The organism is Pontibacter ramchanderi (assembly GCF_002846395.1).
Taxonomy (GTDB): Bacteria; Bacteroidota; Bacteroidia; order Cytophagales; family Hymenobacteraceae; genus Pontibacter; species Pontibacter ramchanderi.
Genome location: NZ_PJMU01000002.1, coordinates 1,111,341 through 1,127,938, shown reverse-complemented (window position 1 = coordinate 1,127,938; position 16,598 = coordinate 1,111,341). Strand labels below are relative to the sequence as shown.

Below are 16,598 nucleotides of genomic sequence, written 5' to 3'. Positions count from 1 at the left end.
ATTGGGAGAATCTGCCAGGACGGCAAAAAAGTAAAAGTACTTCGATTTGTTAACCACAACAGGCTGTATACTTGCTTAAAAATGGACCAGACAGTACTAACCGGCTTAAAATGGCACAGGCTATCTTCCTGTATCCGAGTAGCTATAAAACAGAGCAGCCCCGACAAAAACCTTTCATGAGTTGTACCGCTTCGGTAAGGCCAATTCAGCCTGCCTCAGATAGAATTGTAAATTGCCAATGCCCGCATTCAGGAAGTACCCTTATACCTGTAGCAGTGCAGTTGTACATTATATTGAAAAGCAGAAGGGACCAACCTCACAGGCTGGTCCCTTCTTAAACTTCAGGCTGAGCGCTGGCTACTGCTTCACAAAACGGATCACTTCTTTTTGAGCGCCAGAGGTAACTGTAACAAAGTAGATACCATTCTGCAGTTGCTGTACCGGCAACACAACCTGACGCTCGGCAGGGTTCTGAACCGCTACTAATTGCTTTCCTGCTATATCGGCGATTGCAATCAGTACCTGCTCGTCCGACGGGGCTACCCTTACCGTAATTTCATGCGATGTCAGGGTTGGGTATACAGAGGCCGCCTCACTCAGCGCATTCTTCACAACCACTACTTTAGAGTACTCGAATGCTCCATCGTAATCCGTTTGCTTGAGTCGATAGTAGTGAACACCGGCATTCGCTTTTGTATCGAGGAAGCTGTAGTGTTGAGTGAGTGAAGTGGTGCCAACCCTGCTCTCTACAAAGGCAAGCTTTCTGAAGTTTCTGCCATCAGCCGACACCTCAACCTCAAAGCCTTTGTTGTCCCGCTCAGAAGCCGTCTTCCAGCTAAGTTGTACGCCTCCCTGAGTAGATTGAGCCGTGAAAGACACCAGCTCCACTGGCAGAGAAACGATTTGCTGAGAGGTTACAAAAAGGGCCGACCCGTCGTAGCACACAGTGGCTATAGGCGTAATAGTGGCTTGAAAGTATGTATCGCCGCCTGGCATAGACGAAATAGAAAGCGAGGCAGGAGAAATAGTAGGAGCATCTGTCGTTCCTAGCTCCGTTACCACTCCAGTCACAATATTTACGGACTGCCACTTTACGCTAACCGCATGCTTCTTGTCAAACAGGTCGGAGTTCAGCTTGATTATACCTGGCTTGCCGGCTTCGTAGCTCATCTTTTCGAACTCCGTGTTTGCAAATAATTTCTGCAAGAAGGCAGCCGTAACAGATACTCTGGTGGTTTCGCAACCTGCCTGGGTAACGACAGCGGCATAATACGTACCGGCTTCGGTGGTCGTGTAACTTGCCGCTGTAGCGCCTGCAATAGGCTGGCCTCCAGCAGGCTGCTTATACCAGCGATAGGTGCTTCCCGCAGGAGCTCCCGAAACGGTCATGGTGGCACGGTCACAGCCGGGTGTTGATGAAACAGACACAGGCCCTGTCACCGTCAGTGTGTTTGCCTGCGAATTCTTATTTGCTGTGTTCGTGTAAACCGTCACATTACCCGCGGTGGCTATCACATTAGCAGGCACCCGGATCTGTATCTGGTCCTTTGTATAATTAGTAATAGTAAAAGACTGCCCGTTTACGGAGACAATGGTACTTCCATTAAAGTCGTTGCCACTAACCCGGGAAATAACCAGATCCAATGGCTGATTGGCTAAGGCACACTTAGGTTGGATGTCTATTTGATCCTGACCTTGAGCCTGTACGTTCAGACTAACAAGCGTGAATAGTAAAAGTGAAGCTAACTGGATAAGCTGTAAGGCGCTGGATCTTCTTGTTACAAAAAGGGTGGTAAAAAAAGTGTAAATGTGTTTCATGGCTTGTCTCTTATGTCAATACACGAGAAAGAAGCATGCCAACAGGCCATATAAACATTGTGTTTATTTAAAGTGCAATGAAGTCGGAAACCCGAGGCGCCCAGCAGCGCACAAGGCAGCTTATATCAACTATTTATAATAAACCCTATTCAGTACCTTCTCTATCAGGTGCAACAATAAAATAGACTTATAAAAAGATTGCAATAAAGCATTTTCCATATATGGGAAAATTTACTCCACTTTGGGAGCAACTTTCCATTTTATGTACTTTTGGAATTGGATTAGAACATCGCAGGAATAATTGTGACTATAGAATCGAAAACTAAAATTACTTCTCTTCAAAAACCCAAAAAAGGTCATTCTGACATATATATTGTGATTCAGGTGCACTCATTCGGTCAAATTGACGCTGCAACCAATTGGCATCTGTTTTGCACCATTCTTTCCTGAAAAACTTAGAGAAGAGAGAGATGAGAATTATAAAAGATAAAGAGTTTTTGAAAACTATTGCACACCAGATTGACCTGCTGAACACAGTAGGCGGTGGCGTGAGTGAAACATACGTTGAGGTCAAAAAGAAAAGGAAGAGTGCCATTATTAATGTTTGGGCTGCAGGTGTTAATCCAGAGTCTTTTAAAGTAGTTCTGCATCAGAACCAGCTTACTATATTTTCTGTGCTGCAAAGCCAGGAAGACCCACAAATGGCGGTTCCTATGTTTAACCGTATCTTTAAGTTGCCTCCGCAAATCGACTTGGGTCGCATAGAGGCCATATACAAGGATGGTGAGTTGCGTGTAAAACTGCCTTACCACGATGCGGCCCTTTATCCTCGCCAGATTGATATCAGGCAGCTTTAAGACCTTAGCGGCGCGGATGCTCATGACGCCAGCCAACTACCGCTGTAATGCCCCAAACAGCATAAAAGGGGGTGAGAGCTGATGACAGGTAAGGATCTACTGCCACAGCAATTATCAGCTGGACCACAAACGTGAGGGCTGCGCCCCAAAATGCAATTCTGAAGTACTTGTTCCAATTACGCATATTAGACTGTAAACAAAAATACCCGGCTTTAGGGCCGGGTATTCATTAATCTGAACGCTTCCGCACGCGATATTTTCTTTTCTACTATAAGCGGCGGATCATCTTCTTTCGATATTACTAACGTATAGTTGTTGTTATTGTCCTGGTAATAGATAAGCGTCGTGAGATCCTCGTAACCTATGCTAAAGATCTTACGCGTTTTACCACTGTAGTTAAAATAGTGATTGTCTAATTTAATATTCTTCAATAACCTCATATCCCTACTTTCATCTGGTATTTTAACGGGTTGTCCCCCTAAAATTGTTTCACATTATTGCCCATGTGCAACCATATTCTTTTTTTCTTACCATAAATTGCACTGATTTAGACACATACACACAATCCAACTAGCATAGATCATTATATATGTACCTGTTAATGAACAGCAAACAGCATGCCAAGGCACCTATATAGTTTACAAATAATATAACTTAAACCTGATCTGTCTCATTAACTAAGGTATACGAGTAACTCTAAAAAAGAGTATAGAGCACAATATATCAGGGCACAGTTGTTATATTTATTGAGCAAAGTATAGGCCGGCGAGGTTGTTGATTAGCACAGGCCTGTTCAAGGGACGGGCACCATTGCCCTACTGAGCGAATATGCCAGGCACAAGAGAATAGTAGTCTGATAGGATAGCCGGCCTGCGTTTAATGACACTTGCACCTTAAAGAGGGTCTTTTATTTAAATAACTGCAGAAACATGGCTGAACAAAAGCGCAACAGACTGTACGGTCTGTTTTTCTTTATCGTGTTTGAGGTGGTGGTGTTTTTTGTGCTGCGCTACCTGGTATCAGGTATGGGCATGGACAACCAGTACCAGGCAGAGAACACGATAGTACCAAATTGGGTAAAAGCCGTTACTTTTATACTATTGTATATAGTATGCGTATTGATAGCCGTTGTATTGGTGAGCAATATTGTGCCCAGCAAGCACAGGGGCCAATTGATGAGCTGGGTATACCTGGCGCTGGCCGGAATGCTCGTCATGCTGGTCATTATCTTCTGAACACACGTGTATTTTGAATCATAGCTGAAATCACCCTTCTATATGAACAAGACAATATTTGCACTTTTTGCCAGCCTGTTGCTGAGCTTTGGCCTGCACGCCCAGGAGTACTCTCAGGAAAACTACCAGCCGCAACGCCAGCAAGGCCGTCACTTCCTGCAGCTGCGCAATGGACAGGTAGTGTATGGCAACAGGGTACAGTACAAATCGCCGCTTTTTAAGCAGGACTTCTTTCTGGTTGACGACACCTTAAAGTATGCCCCGGAGCTGGTGGATGTATACCAGAACAACGACGGTTATTTTGCCAGGGTGGCTGCCGGCAACCGCTTCGACTCTTTTGCAAAGCGGATCATGGAAGGGCCGCGCATCTCTAAGTTCTTTACCACCACAATCGATTACGCCGCCATGGGCTACCACCCATACGGCTATGGCATGCCACGCACCAGCCGCCGGCGCATCTACTTCTTCTCGAAGGACAACGGCCCGCTCATGATGTTTAACCAGCAGAACCTGGAGCAGGCGCTGGCCGACAACGCCTCCAGCATGGTGCTGATCCAGCGTCATAAACGAGAGCGGACCATCTCCACGGTAGTAGGTATAGCGGGCGCAGGTCTGCTGACCTATGGCTTGCTTTCTTCTTCTCAGAGCTCTACCAACCCGAATTCCGTTAACGTGTCGCCTGCGGTGTACGCCGGTGCCGGCCTCATTGTAGTACCCCTGGCGATTCAGCTTTTCCGAAAAGACAAGCTGACGCAAGCGGTTGATGTCTATAACTACCAGGTGAGGCAATAACACCCTATGTCTGATCTCCTTCTACTCCATGGCGCTCTGGGCGCTGCCAGCACCCTTGATCCGCTACAGCAATTGCTCAAGCCAGACTTTAGGGTTCATACGCTCAACTTTCGTGGGCACGGGGGCAGCACTATACCGCAGGAGCCCTTCCGGATCGAACACTTTGCAGAGGATGTGCTGCGCTACCTGGACCATCATCAGTTGCAGCAGGTCGATCTGTTCGGGTATAGCATGGGAGGCTATGTTGCGCTATACCTGGCACTTCAGCACCCGGATAGGGTGGGGCGCATTTTTACGCTGGCTACTAAGTTTGCCTGGAGCCCGGAGACGGCAGCGAAAGAGGCGAAAATGCTACAGCCTGAGAAAGTGGCGGAAAAAGTGCCTGCTTTTGCCGCTGCACTGGCCAAACGCCATCAGCCTGCCGATTGGCAGGAGGTAATGCGGCACACCGCTAGCATGATGCAGCACCTGGGCAACCACCCGCTGCTAACCGAAGACACGCTGCCAGGTATTCAGACAACGGTTCGCATCAGTGTCGGTGACCGCGACAATATGGTCGGGCTGCAGGAAACAGCCTGGGCTTTCCAGCATCTGCCAAATGCCAGTCTGCAGGTATTCCCTAACACGCACCACCCGCTGGAGAAAGTTAACCTAAACCAACTGCAGCACGAACTCAGGCAATTCTTTGGCAAAGTCACCGTTTAGGTTTAAATTAAGCCTGACTATATCTATTGCGATTACCCATGCGTTTACAACAACTTGGTGGCACCTTCCTGATTGCGCTTTCTCTGCTGACCGCAGGCGCCTGCACCACCTCTAAACCTACAGTGGGGCAGCGCGGCTACACCGAAGCCGGGAAGGCCTCTTACTACAGCAACAAACTGCACGGGCGGAAGATGGCCAACGGAGAAGCCTATAACCGCAGGAAGCTCACAGCCGCACACCGCACCCTCCCTTTCGGCACTAAAGTAAAGGTCACCAACCTGGAAACGAAGAGATCGGTGAAGGTAAGCATCACAGACCGTGGACCTTTTGTGAAGGGTCGTGTGATAGACCTGAGCGAGGCCGCAGCCAAGCGCCTGGACTACATTAGCGCAGGTATAGTACCTGTGGAGGTGAAAGTAGTGAAGCCTGCCCCGGCACGTTAACCTATGCAGCAAATGCACTGGCCACCATTCTAGGTTCACTCACATTGCTTTTTAGTTTTTTCTACAAATATTCCTATTAACCATTTGGAATACTGTCTTTTAAATGATAATTTTGGGCATGCTTCAAAAGTGGAAAACTCTTACGGTAACAACTGGCATTGCAACAATCCTGTTGCTAGGCGTAGTGACTGCGCCAAATGCTGCCGACCTGAACAACGGAACAGCCACCACTGAAGCCACTACAACTGTAGCTCCTGCCCCTGCCAGCAGCAATCCCGAGGCCGTTAAAAGCGATGCGAAGCCGGCATCTTCCAGTAAGCAGAAGTCTGTTTTGGATGCCGAGGTACTTGAGAGCCCACTTTCTATCCTGAAAGACATCACTTCCGGATCGGATGAGGAGGAGTCGAATGACGCAGACCTGACTGTAAAGTCAAGCACGCTTGTGCTTGCCCTCAAAGCACTTGTGGCCACCCTGCTTTCCACTGTGATGTAACGTTGCTCTTCCCTTACTTAATTGCAGGCTGATCTTGATCAGCCTTTTTTGTTTTTAGGGTTGTTGCTATACCAGCTAAGCACGCTCTGCACCTCACCGATTCAGGAAGTACAGCGGTGCCCGGCTTTTTTCGTAGCTGTTATACCTAGGCCAGATCCGTGAGCAGGGCCAGCCCCAGCCCAAAGAGGGTTGCCAGCAGTTTGTTGCGGTTAAAGCGGTGGTCCGGGCTGGTTTCGAAAAGAATGGTCGTAGAGATGTGCAGGAAGTTACCGGCCACCAAACCCGTGAGTGCGGTAAAGACGAGCTCGCCGCCAATATTGTCTTTTATAATGTAGTTACTCACCAGTATACCCAGCGGTGCGCCAATAGCGAATATCAGCAACCACAGAAAGGCTTTCCGGAAAGAGCCGATGCGCGACATCAGCACCGACATCAGGGCAAATGCAGCCGGCACGTGGTGTATGGCTATACCTAGCAGCACGGCGTAAAAGTTCTCTCCGGCATGGTGGTGCCCACCGTGGCGTTCGCCGCCCTCTACCAGTATACTGCCCTCCAGAAAAGAATGAATGAACAGAGAGCCCAGCAGCAGAAACGGCATGGCGCCCGCATGTGCGTGGCCGTGGTGGTTGGTGTGCATGTGCCCATGCTCCACCCCATGCGAAAAAAGCTCCAGCACCAGTTGCAAAAAGAAGCCGGCCAGTACCCAGTAGCCTACGCGGTGCGGGTTAGGGTTGCCAATGAGCACATCGGGGAGCAGGTGCACGATGGTGATGGTGAACAGATAAGCACCACTAAAGGCCAGCGCCATCTTAAGCCAGCGACTATTATCCGGCGGAAAAACCTTTACGAGGAAGCTGGAAAGCACCACCGTGAAGAAGAGCACAAGTATAGCTATGATCATAGGGCCTTACTTTTTTAGCACGAAGATGATTCGCTCGCTTTTTTCCGGATCGAAAGCCTGTAGTTTGTAGTCTCCGAAAATCTCTACCACACGCAGCTGAGCAATACGAAAATACTCCATAAAGTTTTCCTGGCGCAAGGCCCGCACACGCTCCTCAAAACAGTAATCCTGGCCTTTGTCTTCGAAGCGAATGGTTTTCAGAATGAAGTCGTGCTCCACTTTCCGGCTGATGTCAAACAAAATACCCTGCACCTCTTTCTGCTCATGCGACACCAGGCGTTCAATGGTTCGGTCGGTGTTCATAAAGTCGATCACCAATTTACCACCGTGCTTCAGGTCGGCGGCGGCGGCCTTCAGGGCTACCACATTCTCAGTTTCGCTCTGGAAGTAGCCGAAGCTGGTAAACAGGTTGAGCACAAAATCAAATGCTTCGCGCTGGTATACCTCCCGCATGTCGTGCACATCAAAGCGCAGGCGCTCGTTCTCGAACTCACGGGCATAGGCAATGCTTTTCTCCGACAGGTCTATACCTGTCACATCGTAGCCTAATTGGTTCAGGTAGCGGGAATGGCGGCCTTTGCCACAGGCCAGGTCCAGGATTTTGTGATGCGGCTTGGGGTGTAGGTAGGCCAGCAGGTTATCCATGAACAGCCGGGCATCATGATCGTCGCGGTTGCTGTAGAGGATGTGATAGTAAGGGGAGTCAAACCAAGTGCTGAACCACTCTTCCTGTTGGGTCATAGAAGCAATGCAAATGCAGTAAGGGTGCAAATATACCTTTTATTTTCGGAACATGGGTATACGGCCTAGAACGCGCCAGGTATAGGTTACTGCTAAAAAGCCTGCCACTGCTGCGCAAGGCAGCAATGGCAGGCTTTCAGGTATACAAGGGGTAATGCGTGTGGCTTAGCGCTTGTCTGCGCCTGCTTCAGAATTAGTAACGGCTTCTTCGCGCACGCTGTCGCCAGGCTGTATCGTGTTGGCTCCCTGGTCGTGGTTAGGCATTACCTCCTGCTTTGTATCGTGGCCTTCGGCACCGTGTGCAGTAGCTGTTTCGCCACCGGCATCAGACACGTTGTAAGTGCCGCGCATCCCCGCAGGAACAGTATCATTAGACACCTTCGCTTCAGGACGCAAATCCTTGGGCGTATCGCATGAAATCATAACCAAACCACAGAATGCGGCAAATACTGCAAGTACGTTCTTATTCATCTCTATTTATAAGTTATAGGTCTTTTACTTAAAGCACTACTACACAGTGCAGTAGCAAATCTATTATTAAGTCAGGTATACTGGCTTGGGTTGGAAAACGTTAGGCGATCAGCTCCTTGCGGCGCAGCATCGACTCCAGCAACTTGAGGTCGTTCGGGTTGTTGAAGATGCGGAATGGCAGCATCACAAACACCGGTGCCTGAAAGTTCTTGGCTAGCCAGCCTTTCCAGCCGCCCGGCAATTGCGCATCAGGAGGAGGCTTCAGCCACAGCAGGTAAGACTCGCCCTTGCGCTCCGCCGACCCGATCATGTCCCAGGTCAGGGCCATACCTTCGCGCTCGTTGCGCTTCAGCAGGATCTGGCGAGAGTCGATCTCGTAGCTCAGCTTCTCGAACAGCGGGTTGCCCTGCTCCATCTGCGTTACGCCCATTACCTGGGCCGAGCGCAGCAGCACAAAGATAAGAGTTACCAAAATGGCAGCCGTTACCCACCACCACGAGAAGTTGAAAACAGCCGGCAGCAGAAACAGCACCAGCGGTATAAGGGCCATCCACCAGTCACGGCGCCATACCTTGGCCAGCGCTATACCTGTAAAAACGTTTTTCTCTAACTGGTACTTCTTGGTGCGAATAGCATTCGGAGCAGCACCTGACTGCATCCGGTAACGTTGGTTTTGTTGCATAAAAAAATAAAAATAAGCCCTGCCTACTATGAGACAGGTATAAGTTCTTTAATAAGCCTTCAGGCTCAGGTCCATGCTCTTGATCGAGTGCGTTAGCGCACCAACGGAGATAAAGTCGACCCCACACTTGGCTACTTCGGCTATAGTGGCTTCGGTTATACCGCCAGAAGCCTCTGTCTCGAAGCGGCCGCCGATCAGGGCCACTGCCTCGCGCATCATCTCCGGCGTCATGTTGTCGAGCATGATGCGGTGGATGCCGCCTGTCTCAAGCGCCTCCTGCACCTCGTCCAGGTTGCGGGTCTCCACTTCAATGCGCAGGTCTTTGCCTTTTGCCTTCAGATACTGCTGTGTTGCCTCAATTGCCTGGCGTATACCTCCGGCATAGTCCACGTGGTTGTCCTTGAGGATGATCATGTCGAACAGACCGAAACGATGGTTTACGCCGCCGCCGATCAGCACGGCCCACTTTTCCATGATGCGGAAGTTAGGGGTGGTTTTACGGGTATCGAGCAGTTTGGCCTTGGTGCCAGCTATCAGGCTGTTCAGGTAGTGGGTATAAGTAGCAATGCCGCTCATACGCTGCATGCAGTTGAGCACCAGCCGCTCGGCCGTGAGGATGGACTGCGCCTTGCCTCTCACGGTCAGGGCCACGTCACCAAATTTCACCTCGGCTCCGTCTTGCAGCAGCACCTCTACCTGCAGGGCAGGGTCTACTTGTTTAAAAATATACCCGGCCAGCTCCACGCCAGCCAGTATGCCGTCGCCCTTCACCAGGAGTCTTGCCTGGTTCTGCGCATCGGCAGGTATAGAAGCCAGCGACGAGTGGTCGCCATCGCCTACATCCTCGGCCAGAGCCTGGGATATAAACTCGGCTATGCTTTTTTCTGTCAGGTATGTTGCTTTCACGGTGCAAAAATAAAAAAAGGCCCGGTATATACCCCGAGCCTTGCTAAAAATCTCACTATTATCTGCTTAATCTTTTATGAAATCGATGGAATGGATCAGAAACTTGCCTCCCGCGTCCTTTACCCTTATCAAAGTGGTGTAAGAACCGTTGCGGTGGGTATAGGTGCCTATCACATAACGCTTGTCTTTCCGCACGGACTCACTGGGCGTCGGGAAGTTGTAGGCGAAGCCGGTAGGCGGGTTTTTGCTGAAGAAGTTCTTCATCACAAACTCTGCCTGGGTTTTGCTGTAATCCGTGGCCTTCTCGTCAGCAAACGATAGGCTTACCTTGCTGTCGAAGTGCCTGGCCAGGTCCTTGGCAGAGCCCGCCCGCAAAGCCGCCTCCACACCGTCAAACACATCCTTTTGGGCCATGGCCTGTCCGGAAGCGAATAAAGAGGTGATCATAGCCAGGAAAAGTACTACCGCAATGTTTTTAAAGTTTTTCATAAGGTGTGTAAGTAATCTTGCCTCTCTATCAGCTAAAACTATGCCAACAAAAGTGCTGAGCAAGTACCTAAAATTATTAAGAATTATCAATATATGTCGCTGTAACGAGATAATTATACCTGCCGTTACAGGAACAAATCTTATACCCAGCGCTAACAGCAGCGGCTTTCGCCCTTCTGCCCAGCAGGGGCCACCATCACTGGCATTTGTTACAATTTAAGCATTTCCGGGCAGGCTTCCCAGCACCGAAGCACAAATCAGTTATTTAAGCCCGCAAGGCACCACAGATTGTCTTATATTTGCACCATGGATAAAAAGGTAATGCTCATGATTCTGGATGGCTGGGGAATTGCCACCAATCCGGAGGTTTCGGCTATACACAAGGCACACACGCCCTTCTACGATCACATCATTCAGACGTACCAGCATACCACGCTGCAGGCCTCCGGTGAGGCCGTGGGACTACCGGAGGGGCAGATGGGCAACTCGGAAGTAGGGCACATGAACCTGGGTGCCGGCCGCGTAGTGTACCAGGACCTGGTGCGCATCAACAAATCCATTGCGGAGCATAAGCTGGCCTCCATGCCGGCACTGGCAGGTGCCTATACCTTTGCCAAAGAAAACAAAAAAGATGTGCACCTCATCGGTCTGCTCTCTGACGGGGGCGTGCACTCGCATATCGAGCACCTCAAGGCGCTCTGTACTACCGCCTTCGATTACGGCCTGGACAAGGTATACATCCACGCGTTTATGGATGGCCGCGACACAGACCCGAAAGGAGGCGTGAAGTACATCAACGACCTGGAGCAGCACCTCGAAAACACGACGGGCACCATCGCCTCGGTGATTGGCCGTTACTACGCCATGGACCGCGACAACCGCTGGGAGCGCGTGAAGCTGGCCTACGATCTGCTGGTGCACGGCCAGGGTACACCTTCGCAAAACCTCATCAAGTCCGTGCTGGACTCTTACAATGCCGGTGTTACCGACGAGTTCATCCAGCCGATCGTAAAAGTAAACAACGAGCAGCAGCCGATTGCTACAATCAAGGAGGGCGATGTGGTGATCTGCTTCAACTTCCGCACCGACCGTGGTCGTGAGATCACGCAGGCACTCACGCAGCAGGACTTCCCGGAGCAGCACATGCACAAGCTCAACCTGCGCTATACCACCCTGACCAACTACGACGACACTTTCGTAGGAGTGGAGGCTATTTTCGATAAAGACAACCTGAACAATACACTCGGCGAGGTAGTAGCCAAGGCCGGTCGCAAACAGATTCGTATCGCTGAAACAGAGAAATATCCGCACGTAACTTTCTTCTTTTCGGGAGGACGCGAAGTGCCTTTCGACGGTGAGAAGCGCCTGCTGTGCCCATCGCCTAAGGTGGCCACTTACGACCTGAAGCCCGAGATGAGCGCCTACGATATCCGCGATGCCATTGTGCCGGAGCTGCAGCAGCAAACAGCCGATTTTATCTGCCTCAACTTCGCCAACCCCGACATGGTGGGCCACACCGGCGTATTCGAGGCTGCCGTGAAAGCCTGTGAAGCGGTAGACCGCTGCGCCGAGGCGGTGGTGAATGCCGCCCTGCAAAGCAACTATGATGTGATTGTGATTGCCGACCACGGCAATGCGGATTACATGATCAACCCGGACGGCACGCCAAACACAGCCCACACCACTAACCTGGTGCCCTGCGTGCTCGTGAGCAACGACTACAGCGGCACCCTGCGGCCAGGTAAGCTTGGCGACATCGCCCCGACAATACTAGAGCTGATGGGTATAGCGCAGCCGTTGGAGATGACGGGCGAATCACTTCTTCAAAAAGCACAGTAAGTTGAGCAGCTACCGCATCATCGGACTACTTGCCTTGCTTTGTGGGTTCACGGCCTGCGAGCGGCCTACCCCGCCGCTTGCCGCCGGCAAGGAGCCTGCCTACGACCTGACGGCATACCTGCAGGAGCAAACAGCCCGCCTGCAGCAGGAGCAGCCGCCTGTGCTCAAGTCAGTGATTACAAAAGGGCAGCCAACCGAAACCATACAGTTGGAGGAACTGGACTGGGAGAAAGAACTGGCTATTTTTCAGGAGGTAGATCTGAGCCGCCCCGCACTGCGCGACTTTTACAGCGATGAGCGTCATACCTTGCCCAATGGCAGCACCATGAGTGTTTTCACTAAAAATGTAGAAGCGGCCGCCCCGGTGGAGCGCCTGCAACTTACCGTGTCGCCTGCCAAAAAGCTGGAGCAGCTCGAAGCGGTGGTGTTAGAGGAGAACCTTTTATTCTACTCTAAAAGGAACATCCGTCTCATGGCGGAGCCAGGCACGGGCAATCTGTCCAGCTACCGGGTAGAGGGCGTGCAGAAGCTTATTTTCGGCGACTCCCTCCGGTATCGCGTTGATGCCAACCTGTAGCTGCATTTCTTTTTTTAGGGTATAAATGCGTATATTGCTCTACTAAGCCGTTCTAGCTTTGCGCTTTAGCCATGCCAGCACGCTTAGGTGCCTGTTTGATCTGCGTGTATGCGTGTTTATACCTTAGCCCTTCTTCTGGTTTTTGCCACCCTCCGTTTTGCTTTTGCACAAACAGCTGAGCAGGGCCGCGCCTGCAGCACAGAGGCATACTTGGAGGCGCTAAAACGGCAGGACCCAGGATTTGAGGAGCGAAGCCTCAGAACCCAACAGGCGGTGCAGCAGCACATGCGCCAACGCCCAGCGGGCCAGGCAATGCAGCAGGCCACCATTACGATACCAGTGGTGTTTCATGTGGTATACAGGGCCGGAAGCGAAAACATAAGCGAGGCGCAGGTGCTCTCCCAACTTGCCGTACTGAACCAGGATTTTCGTCGCCTCAATGCCGACACTACCCGTACACCGGATTATTTCCAGCCGCTTGCCGCGGATACCCGCATTGAGTTCTGCCTGGCCGTAGTAGACCCAACTGGCAACCCGACCTCCGGCATCACCCGCACCCAGACCACCAAAGAGAGCTTCAGTTATTTCTCTGACCACATCAAATCGAGCGCTAACGGAGGTATAGATGCCTGGGACACCCGGCAGTACCTGAACATCTGGATCGGCAACCTCGGAACCAGCAGCATTGGCTATGCCTCATCACCCGGGGCCTTACCTGAGCGCGACGGCGTAGTGCTGCACTACCGCACGGTGGGTACTGCGCCGTACAACAACAGCCTATGGGCATACAACAAAGGCCGCACCGGCACTCATGAAGTAGGCCATTGGCTGGGCCTGAAGCACATCTGGGGCAATGGTATGACCTGCAACGACTCCGACGACATAGACGACACCCCTAATCAGTTTACCCAAACGGATGGATGCCCGGACGGGATCGAGCTTTCGTGCGACAATGGCCCCTATGGCAACATGTGGCAGAACTACATGGACTACTCTGATGATGCCTGTATGAGCCTTTTCACCAAAGGCCAGGCTGCTTACATGCAAGGTGTCCTGCAGACGGCGCGAAGCTACCTTTTCGAATCCACAGCTTGTACAGGTGAGTTACGCTCCCGCCTCAGTACTGCCCAGCCTCAGGATACTTTGATAGCGGCTGGCGACCAGGTTCAGTTCCAGGGCGCCTTCGCTGGCTTTAAGCCCACGCAGTGGTTATGGGAGTTCGAGGGAGGCTCACCTGCCACCTCCATAGCCCAGAACCCAACTGTCAGGTATAGCCGTCCGGGCAGGTATAGCGTCACCCTTACCACATCCAATGGGAGCTCGAGCCACACCCTCACCAAAACGGACTACATCTACGTGACCTCGGACAATGTGAAGGTATACCCTAACCCAGCACGAGGGTATATTGTGTTGGAGCAGGCGGCCCGTCAGCAGATTCAGTTGGTGGAATTGCTGAACCGCCATGGGCAGGTGCTGCTGCGCGATGAGGTAGCGGACAGGGTGATCAGGCTGGATATACGGCACCTGCCGGCTGGCATGTACCTCTTGCGCACGACCAGCACCAATGGCATAGCCGTCACTAAAGTGAGTCTTGTAAGATAGTTGCTATACCTTAGTAGCCTTCTCCCTGCAGCGTGACCACCACCGTACGTTTGGAGGCATGGTTGCGGTGCTCGCACAGGTATATGCCCTGCCAGGTACCCATATTAAATTCCCCATCCGAAATCGGCACGGTCACAGAACTTCCCAGCAAAGCTGCCTTCAGATGCGCCGGCATATCGTCGGGGCCTTCCTGAGTGTGTCGGTAGTAGGGCGCGTTCTCAGGCACCATCTGGTTGAGATGGCTCTCAAAATCCTGCCGCACCGTAGGGTCCGCGTCTTCGTTGATGCACAGGCTGGCAGATGTATGCTTGATGAAGATATGCGCCAGCCCTACTTTGTAGTTCTCCAGCTCAGGCAGCTGCGCTGTCAGCAGATCTGTGATCAAATGAAAACCGCGTTTCACGGCTGGCAGGCGTATCTCTTTCTGAAACCACATGAATTTTTGAGTTAGTGAATGAGTGAGTTAGTGATTGAGTGATTTATTTTTGATTGATTGATGGAGCGAATGGGTAATTGAGTGGGTAACTTTTTGTAATAAATTTCCTATTGGTTCGCCACTTATTGTTAGGTTTCATACGCAAATGCACCACTTGAGTCAACTTAGATAAGATCCAGCTGCTCTTCAATCGTTGTGCCATTAACCAAATCACTCATTCACTCAACCACTCAATCAGTCAACCGCCCTCTCAAACGCTCCGATGTCGGGTTTAGTGGAGCTGCGGTTTATACCCTTGAGGTCCTTGTTTATACCTGGGAGAGGTATAGCCGCCCCAGTGGCGGGGGAGAGTGTGTCGAGTTGGAAATCCTGCTTGCGGACATCCTTGAACTTGGGGTCGATATTGAGCAGGTTGCCGTTGGTGTTGAGCGTGTTTTTGTAGGCATCCGTGCGCAGGATGCTGTGGGCTATCTCCGCTGACAAATTGCCTTCCAGCAGTACCTCATTCGCATAGTTGGAGCCCTCGCTGTACACAATGCTGTTCACCAGCCGCAGTTGTGTAGGCTGATCACGGATGTCGGTGCCAGGTATAAAGTCGGCTACTACAAATGCGGGTGTCTCGCGCTGTAGCTGGCTCTGGTAATTGACGATGGTGGAGTACAACACTTCATAATTGCCGCCACCCAGGCCGCCGAAGCTGTACTGCCCGCAGTTGTTGATTAAGGTATTCACCACTTTCACATCCGATGTAAAGGCCACAATGCCATCCAGAAAAGTATACTGAATCACACAGCCTTCCACCAAAGTGCCACCCTTGCCGGGGTTGCCGATCCGGAGGCCACGCATGGTGTTGCGGATGTCGGCATAGCGGATGGTGTTGTTCTGGCTGGCGGTGAGGATGCGTATACCTTCCCATTGGCCGGGTGCGTTGGCATAGGCCGGCTCACGCCGTATACCTGAAAATGTCACCCGCTCCTCCGGCGTGCCTTGCACCTGCAGCGTACCATTAATCAGCAGCACGGCCTTGTTGGTGGCGAAGATGCGGGCGCCTTTCTCGATCGTAAGGGTGGCTCCTTCGCGCAGCAGCACCGTGTCGAGCAGCACATGGGGTTTGCCCGCCGCCCAAGTGGTATTCCCGATCACGCCCTTTTGATGAAACACCGCATCCTGCCCATAGGAGACCAGTTTCACGTTCTGCTGGTTCCCGTTTGTTTGGAACACAATGGAGTCTGCCACGAGGAAGGGCTGGTTCTGAGCCGCCGGGTTGATATTGACCCGCACCAGAATGTAGAGGCTGTCCTGGCCGCGCAACTCGAGGTTTCTTGCGATCGGGGTTTCCTGGCCGTTGATAATCAACTGATAAGGAGAGGTATGGGCACCACCCAGGCTGATACTGCTGATGCGCACCGCTTTCTTTTGGGGGTTGTATACCTTAAGCCGCCGCGTCACGCTGCCCTGCGTTACAAACACCGTATCGAACAGCACTGTGTCCGCCGAGAACCGCAGCATCGCATCCGGGTCATTGGTCACGACTTCATCCTTAGGTTCACAGCCCACCATCGAGAGCAGGAACAGGAGGGGCAGTATGGCGAGTAGGTATCTCAAAGGGTG

Annotated in this window: 18 protein-coding genes; 9 read left to right on the top strand and 9 right to left on the bottom strand. The window is 51.6% G+C overall.

All coding sequences use genetic code 11. The annotated features are described in order from the left end of the window. Window positions 1–357: 357 nt before the first annotated feature. Window positions 358–1,644 (bottom strand): Ig-like domain-containing protein, encoded by a 1,287-nt coding sequence (locus tag BD749_RS11980; protein ID WP_101444558.1) that lies wholly within the window; start codon window positions 1,642–1,644, stop codon window positions 358–360. 644 nt (window positions 1,645–2,288) lie between these two features. Between BD749_RS11980 and BD749_RS11975 the strand changes: the two genes are divergently transcribed. From BD749_RS11975 to BD749_RS11940, 6 genes are all read left to right on the top strand, one after another. Beyond that, a complete protein-coding gene (locus BD749_RS11975; RefSeq protein WP_101444557.1) occupies window positions 2,289–2,675 on the top strand; it encodes an Hsp20/alpha crystallin family protein in 387 nt (128 codons plus the stop codon). Between the two features lie 929 nt (window positions 2,676–3,604). Further along, window positions 3,605–3,910 (top strand): hypothetical protein, encoded by a 306-nt coding sequence (locus BD749_RS11960; RefSeq protein ID WP_101444554.1) that lies wholly within the window; start codon window positions 3,605–3,607, stop codon window positions 3,908–3,910. A gap of 42 nt (window positions 3,911–3,952) precedes the next feature. After that, on the top strand, window positions 3,953–4,702 hold the full coding sequence (locus BD749_RS11955) for a hypothetical protein (protein WP_101444553.1): 750 nt from the start codon (window positions 3,953–3,955) through the stop codon (window positions 4,700–4,702). A 6-nt stretch (window positions 4,703–4,708) separates the two neighbouring features. Beyond that, complete coding sequence (locus BD749_RS11950; RefSeq protein ID WP_101444552.1) at window positions 4,709–5,407, top strand: alpha/beta fold hydrolase; 699 nt, start codon at window positions 4,709–4,711, stop codon at window positions 5,405–5,407. A 38-nt stretch (window positions 5,408–5,445) separates the two neighbouring features. After that, window positions 5,446–5,850 (top strand): septal ring lytic transglycosylase RlpA family protein, encoded by a 405-nt coding sequence (locus BD749_RS11945; RefSeq protein WP_101444551.1) that lies wholly within the window; start codon window positions 5,446–5,448, stop codon window positions 5,848–5,850. Between the two features lie 118 nt (window positions 5,851–5,968). Next, window positions 5,969–6,343, top strand: coding sequence for a hypothetical protein (locus tag BD749_RS11940; protein ID WP_143741258.1), 375 nt, complete (start codon window positions 5,969–5,971; stop codon window positions 6,341–6,343). A 145-nt stretch (window positions 6,344–6,488) separates the two neighbouring features. Here the strand turns inward: BD749_RS11940 and BD749_RS11935 are convergent, their stop codons facing one another. The 6 genes from BD749_RS11935 to BD749_RS11910 all read right to left on the bottom strand — a co-directional run bounded on the left by BD749_RS11935 (window position 6,489) and on the right by BD749_RS11910 (window position 10,533). Beyond that, window positions 6,489–7,244: a ZIP family metal transporter gene (locus tag BD749_RS11935; protein WP_101444549.1), complete on the bottom strand. Its 756-nt coding sequence runs from the start codon at window positions 7,242–7,244 to the stop codon at window positions 6,489–6,491. A 6-nt stretch (window positions 7,245–7,250) separates the two neighbouring features. Continuing rightward, entirely contained in the window at window positions 7,251–7,985 is a 735-nt protein-coding gene (locus BD749_RS11930; RefSeq protein ID WP_101444762.1) for a class I SAM-dependent methyltransferase, read from the bottom strand. Window positions 7,986–8,150: 165 nt separating this feature from the next. Beyond that, complete coding sequence (locus BD749_RS11925) at window positions 8,151–8,456, bottom strand: hypothetical protein (protein ID WP_101444548.1); 306 nt, start codon at window positions 8,454–8,456, stop codon at window positions 8,151–8,153. A 100-nt stretch (window positions 8,457–8,556) separates the two neighbouring features. Beyond that, window positions 8,557–9,138: a hypothetical protein gene (locus BD749_RS11920; protein ID WP_245869085.1), complete on the bottom strand. Its 582-nt coding sequence runs from the start codon at window positions 9,136–9,138 to the stop codon at window positions 8,557–8,559. A gap of 48 nt (window positions 9,139–9,186) precedes the next feature. Further along, complete coding sequence (nadC, locus tag BD749_RS11915) at window positions 9,187–10,044, bottom strand: carboxylating nicotinate-nucleotide diphosphorylase (protein WP_101444546.1); 858 nt, start codon at window positions 10,042–10,044, stop codon at window positions 9,187–9,189. Window positions 10,045–10,110: 66 nt separating this feature from the next. Further along, the gene (locus tag BD749_RS11910) at window positions 10,111–10,533 is read right to left on the bottom strand and encodes a DUF4783 domain-containing protein (protein ID WP_101444545.1); all 423 of its coding nucleotides are present in this window, start codon (window positions 10,531–10,533) and stop codon (window positions 10,111–10,113) included. Between the two features lie 306 nt (window positions 10,534–10,839). Here BD749_RS11910 and gpmI point away from each other — a divergent pair, with 306 nt between their 5' ends. From gpmI to BD749_RS11895, 3 genes are all read left to right on the top strand, one after another. Beyond that, on the top strand, window positions 10,840–12,372 hold the full coding sequence (gene gpmI / locus BD749_RS11905) for a 2,3-bisphosphoglycerate-independent phosphoglycerate mutase (RefSeq protein WP_101444544.1): 1,533 nt from the start codon (window positions 10,840–10,842) through the stop codon (window positions 12,370–12,372). A 1-nt stretch (window position 12,373) separates the two neighbouring features. Continuing rightward, the gene (locus tag BD749_RS11900; protein WP_101444543.1) at window positions 12,374–12,949 is read left to right on the top strand and encodes a hypothetical protein; all 576 of its coding nucleotides are present in this window, start codon (window positions 12,374–12,376) and stop codon (window positions 12,947–12,949) included. Between the two features lie 108 nt (window positions 12,950–13,057). Continuing rightward, on the top strand, window positions 13,058–14,551 hold the full coding sequence (locus BD749_RS11895) for a M43 family zinc metalloprotease (RefSeq protein ID WP_101444542.1): 1,494 nt from the start codon (window positions 13,058–13,060) through the stop codon (window positions 14,549–14,551). A 10-nt stretch (window positions 14,552–14,561) separates the two neighbouring features. On the opposite strand, the gene BD749_RS11890 is transcribed toward BD749_RS11895, so the two are convergent. After that, complete coding sequence (locus BD749_RS11890; protein ID WP_101444541.1) at window positions 14,562–14,987, bottom strand: secondary thiamine-phosphate synthase enzyme YjbQ; 426 nt, start codon at window positions 14,985–14,987, stop codon at window positions 14,562–14,564. Between the two features lie 234 nt (window positions 14,988–15,221). Then, entirely contained in the window at window positions 15,222–16,592 is a 1,371-nt protein-coding gene (locus tag BD749_RS11885; RefSeq protein WP_101444540.1) for a hypothetical protein, read from the bottom strand. Window positions 16,593–16,598: the final 6 nt, after the last annotated feature.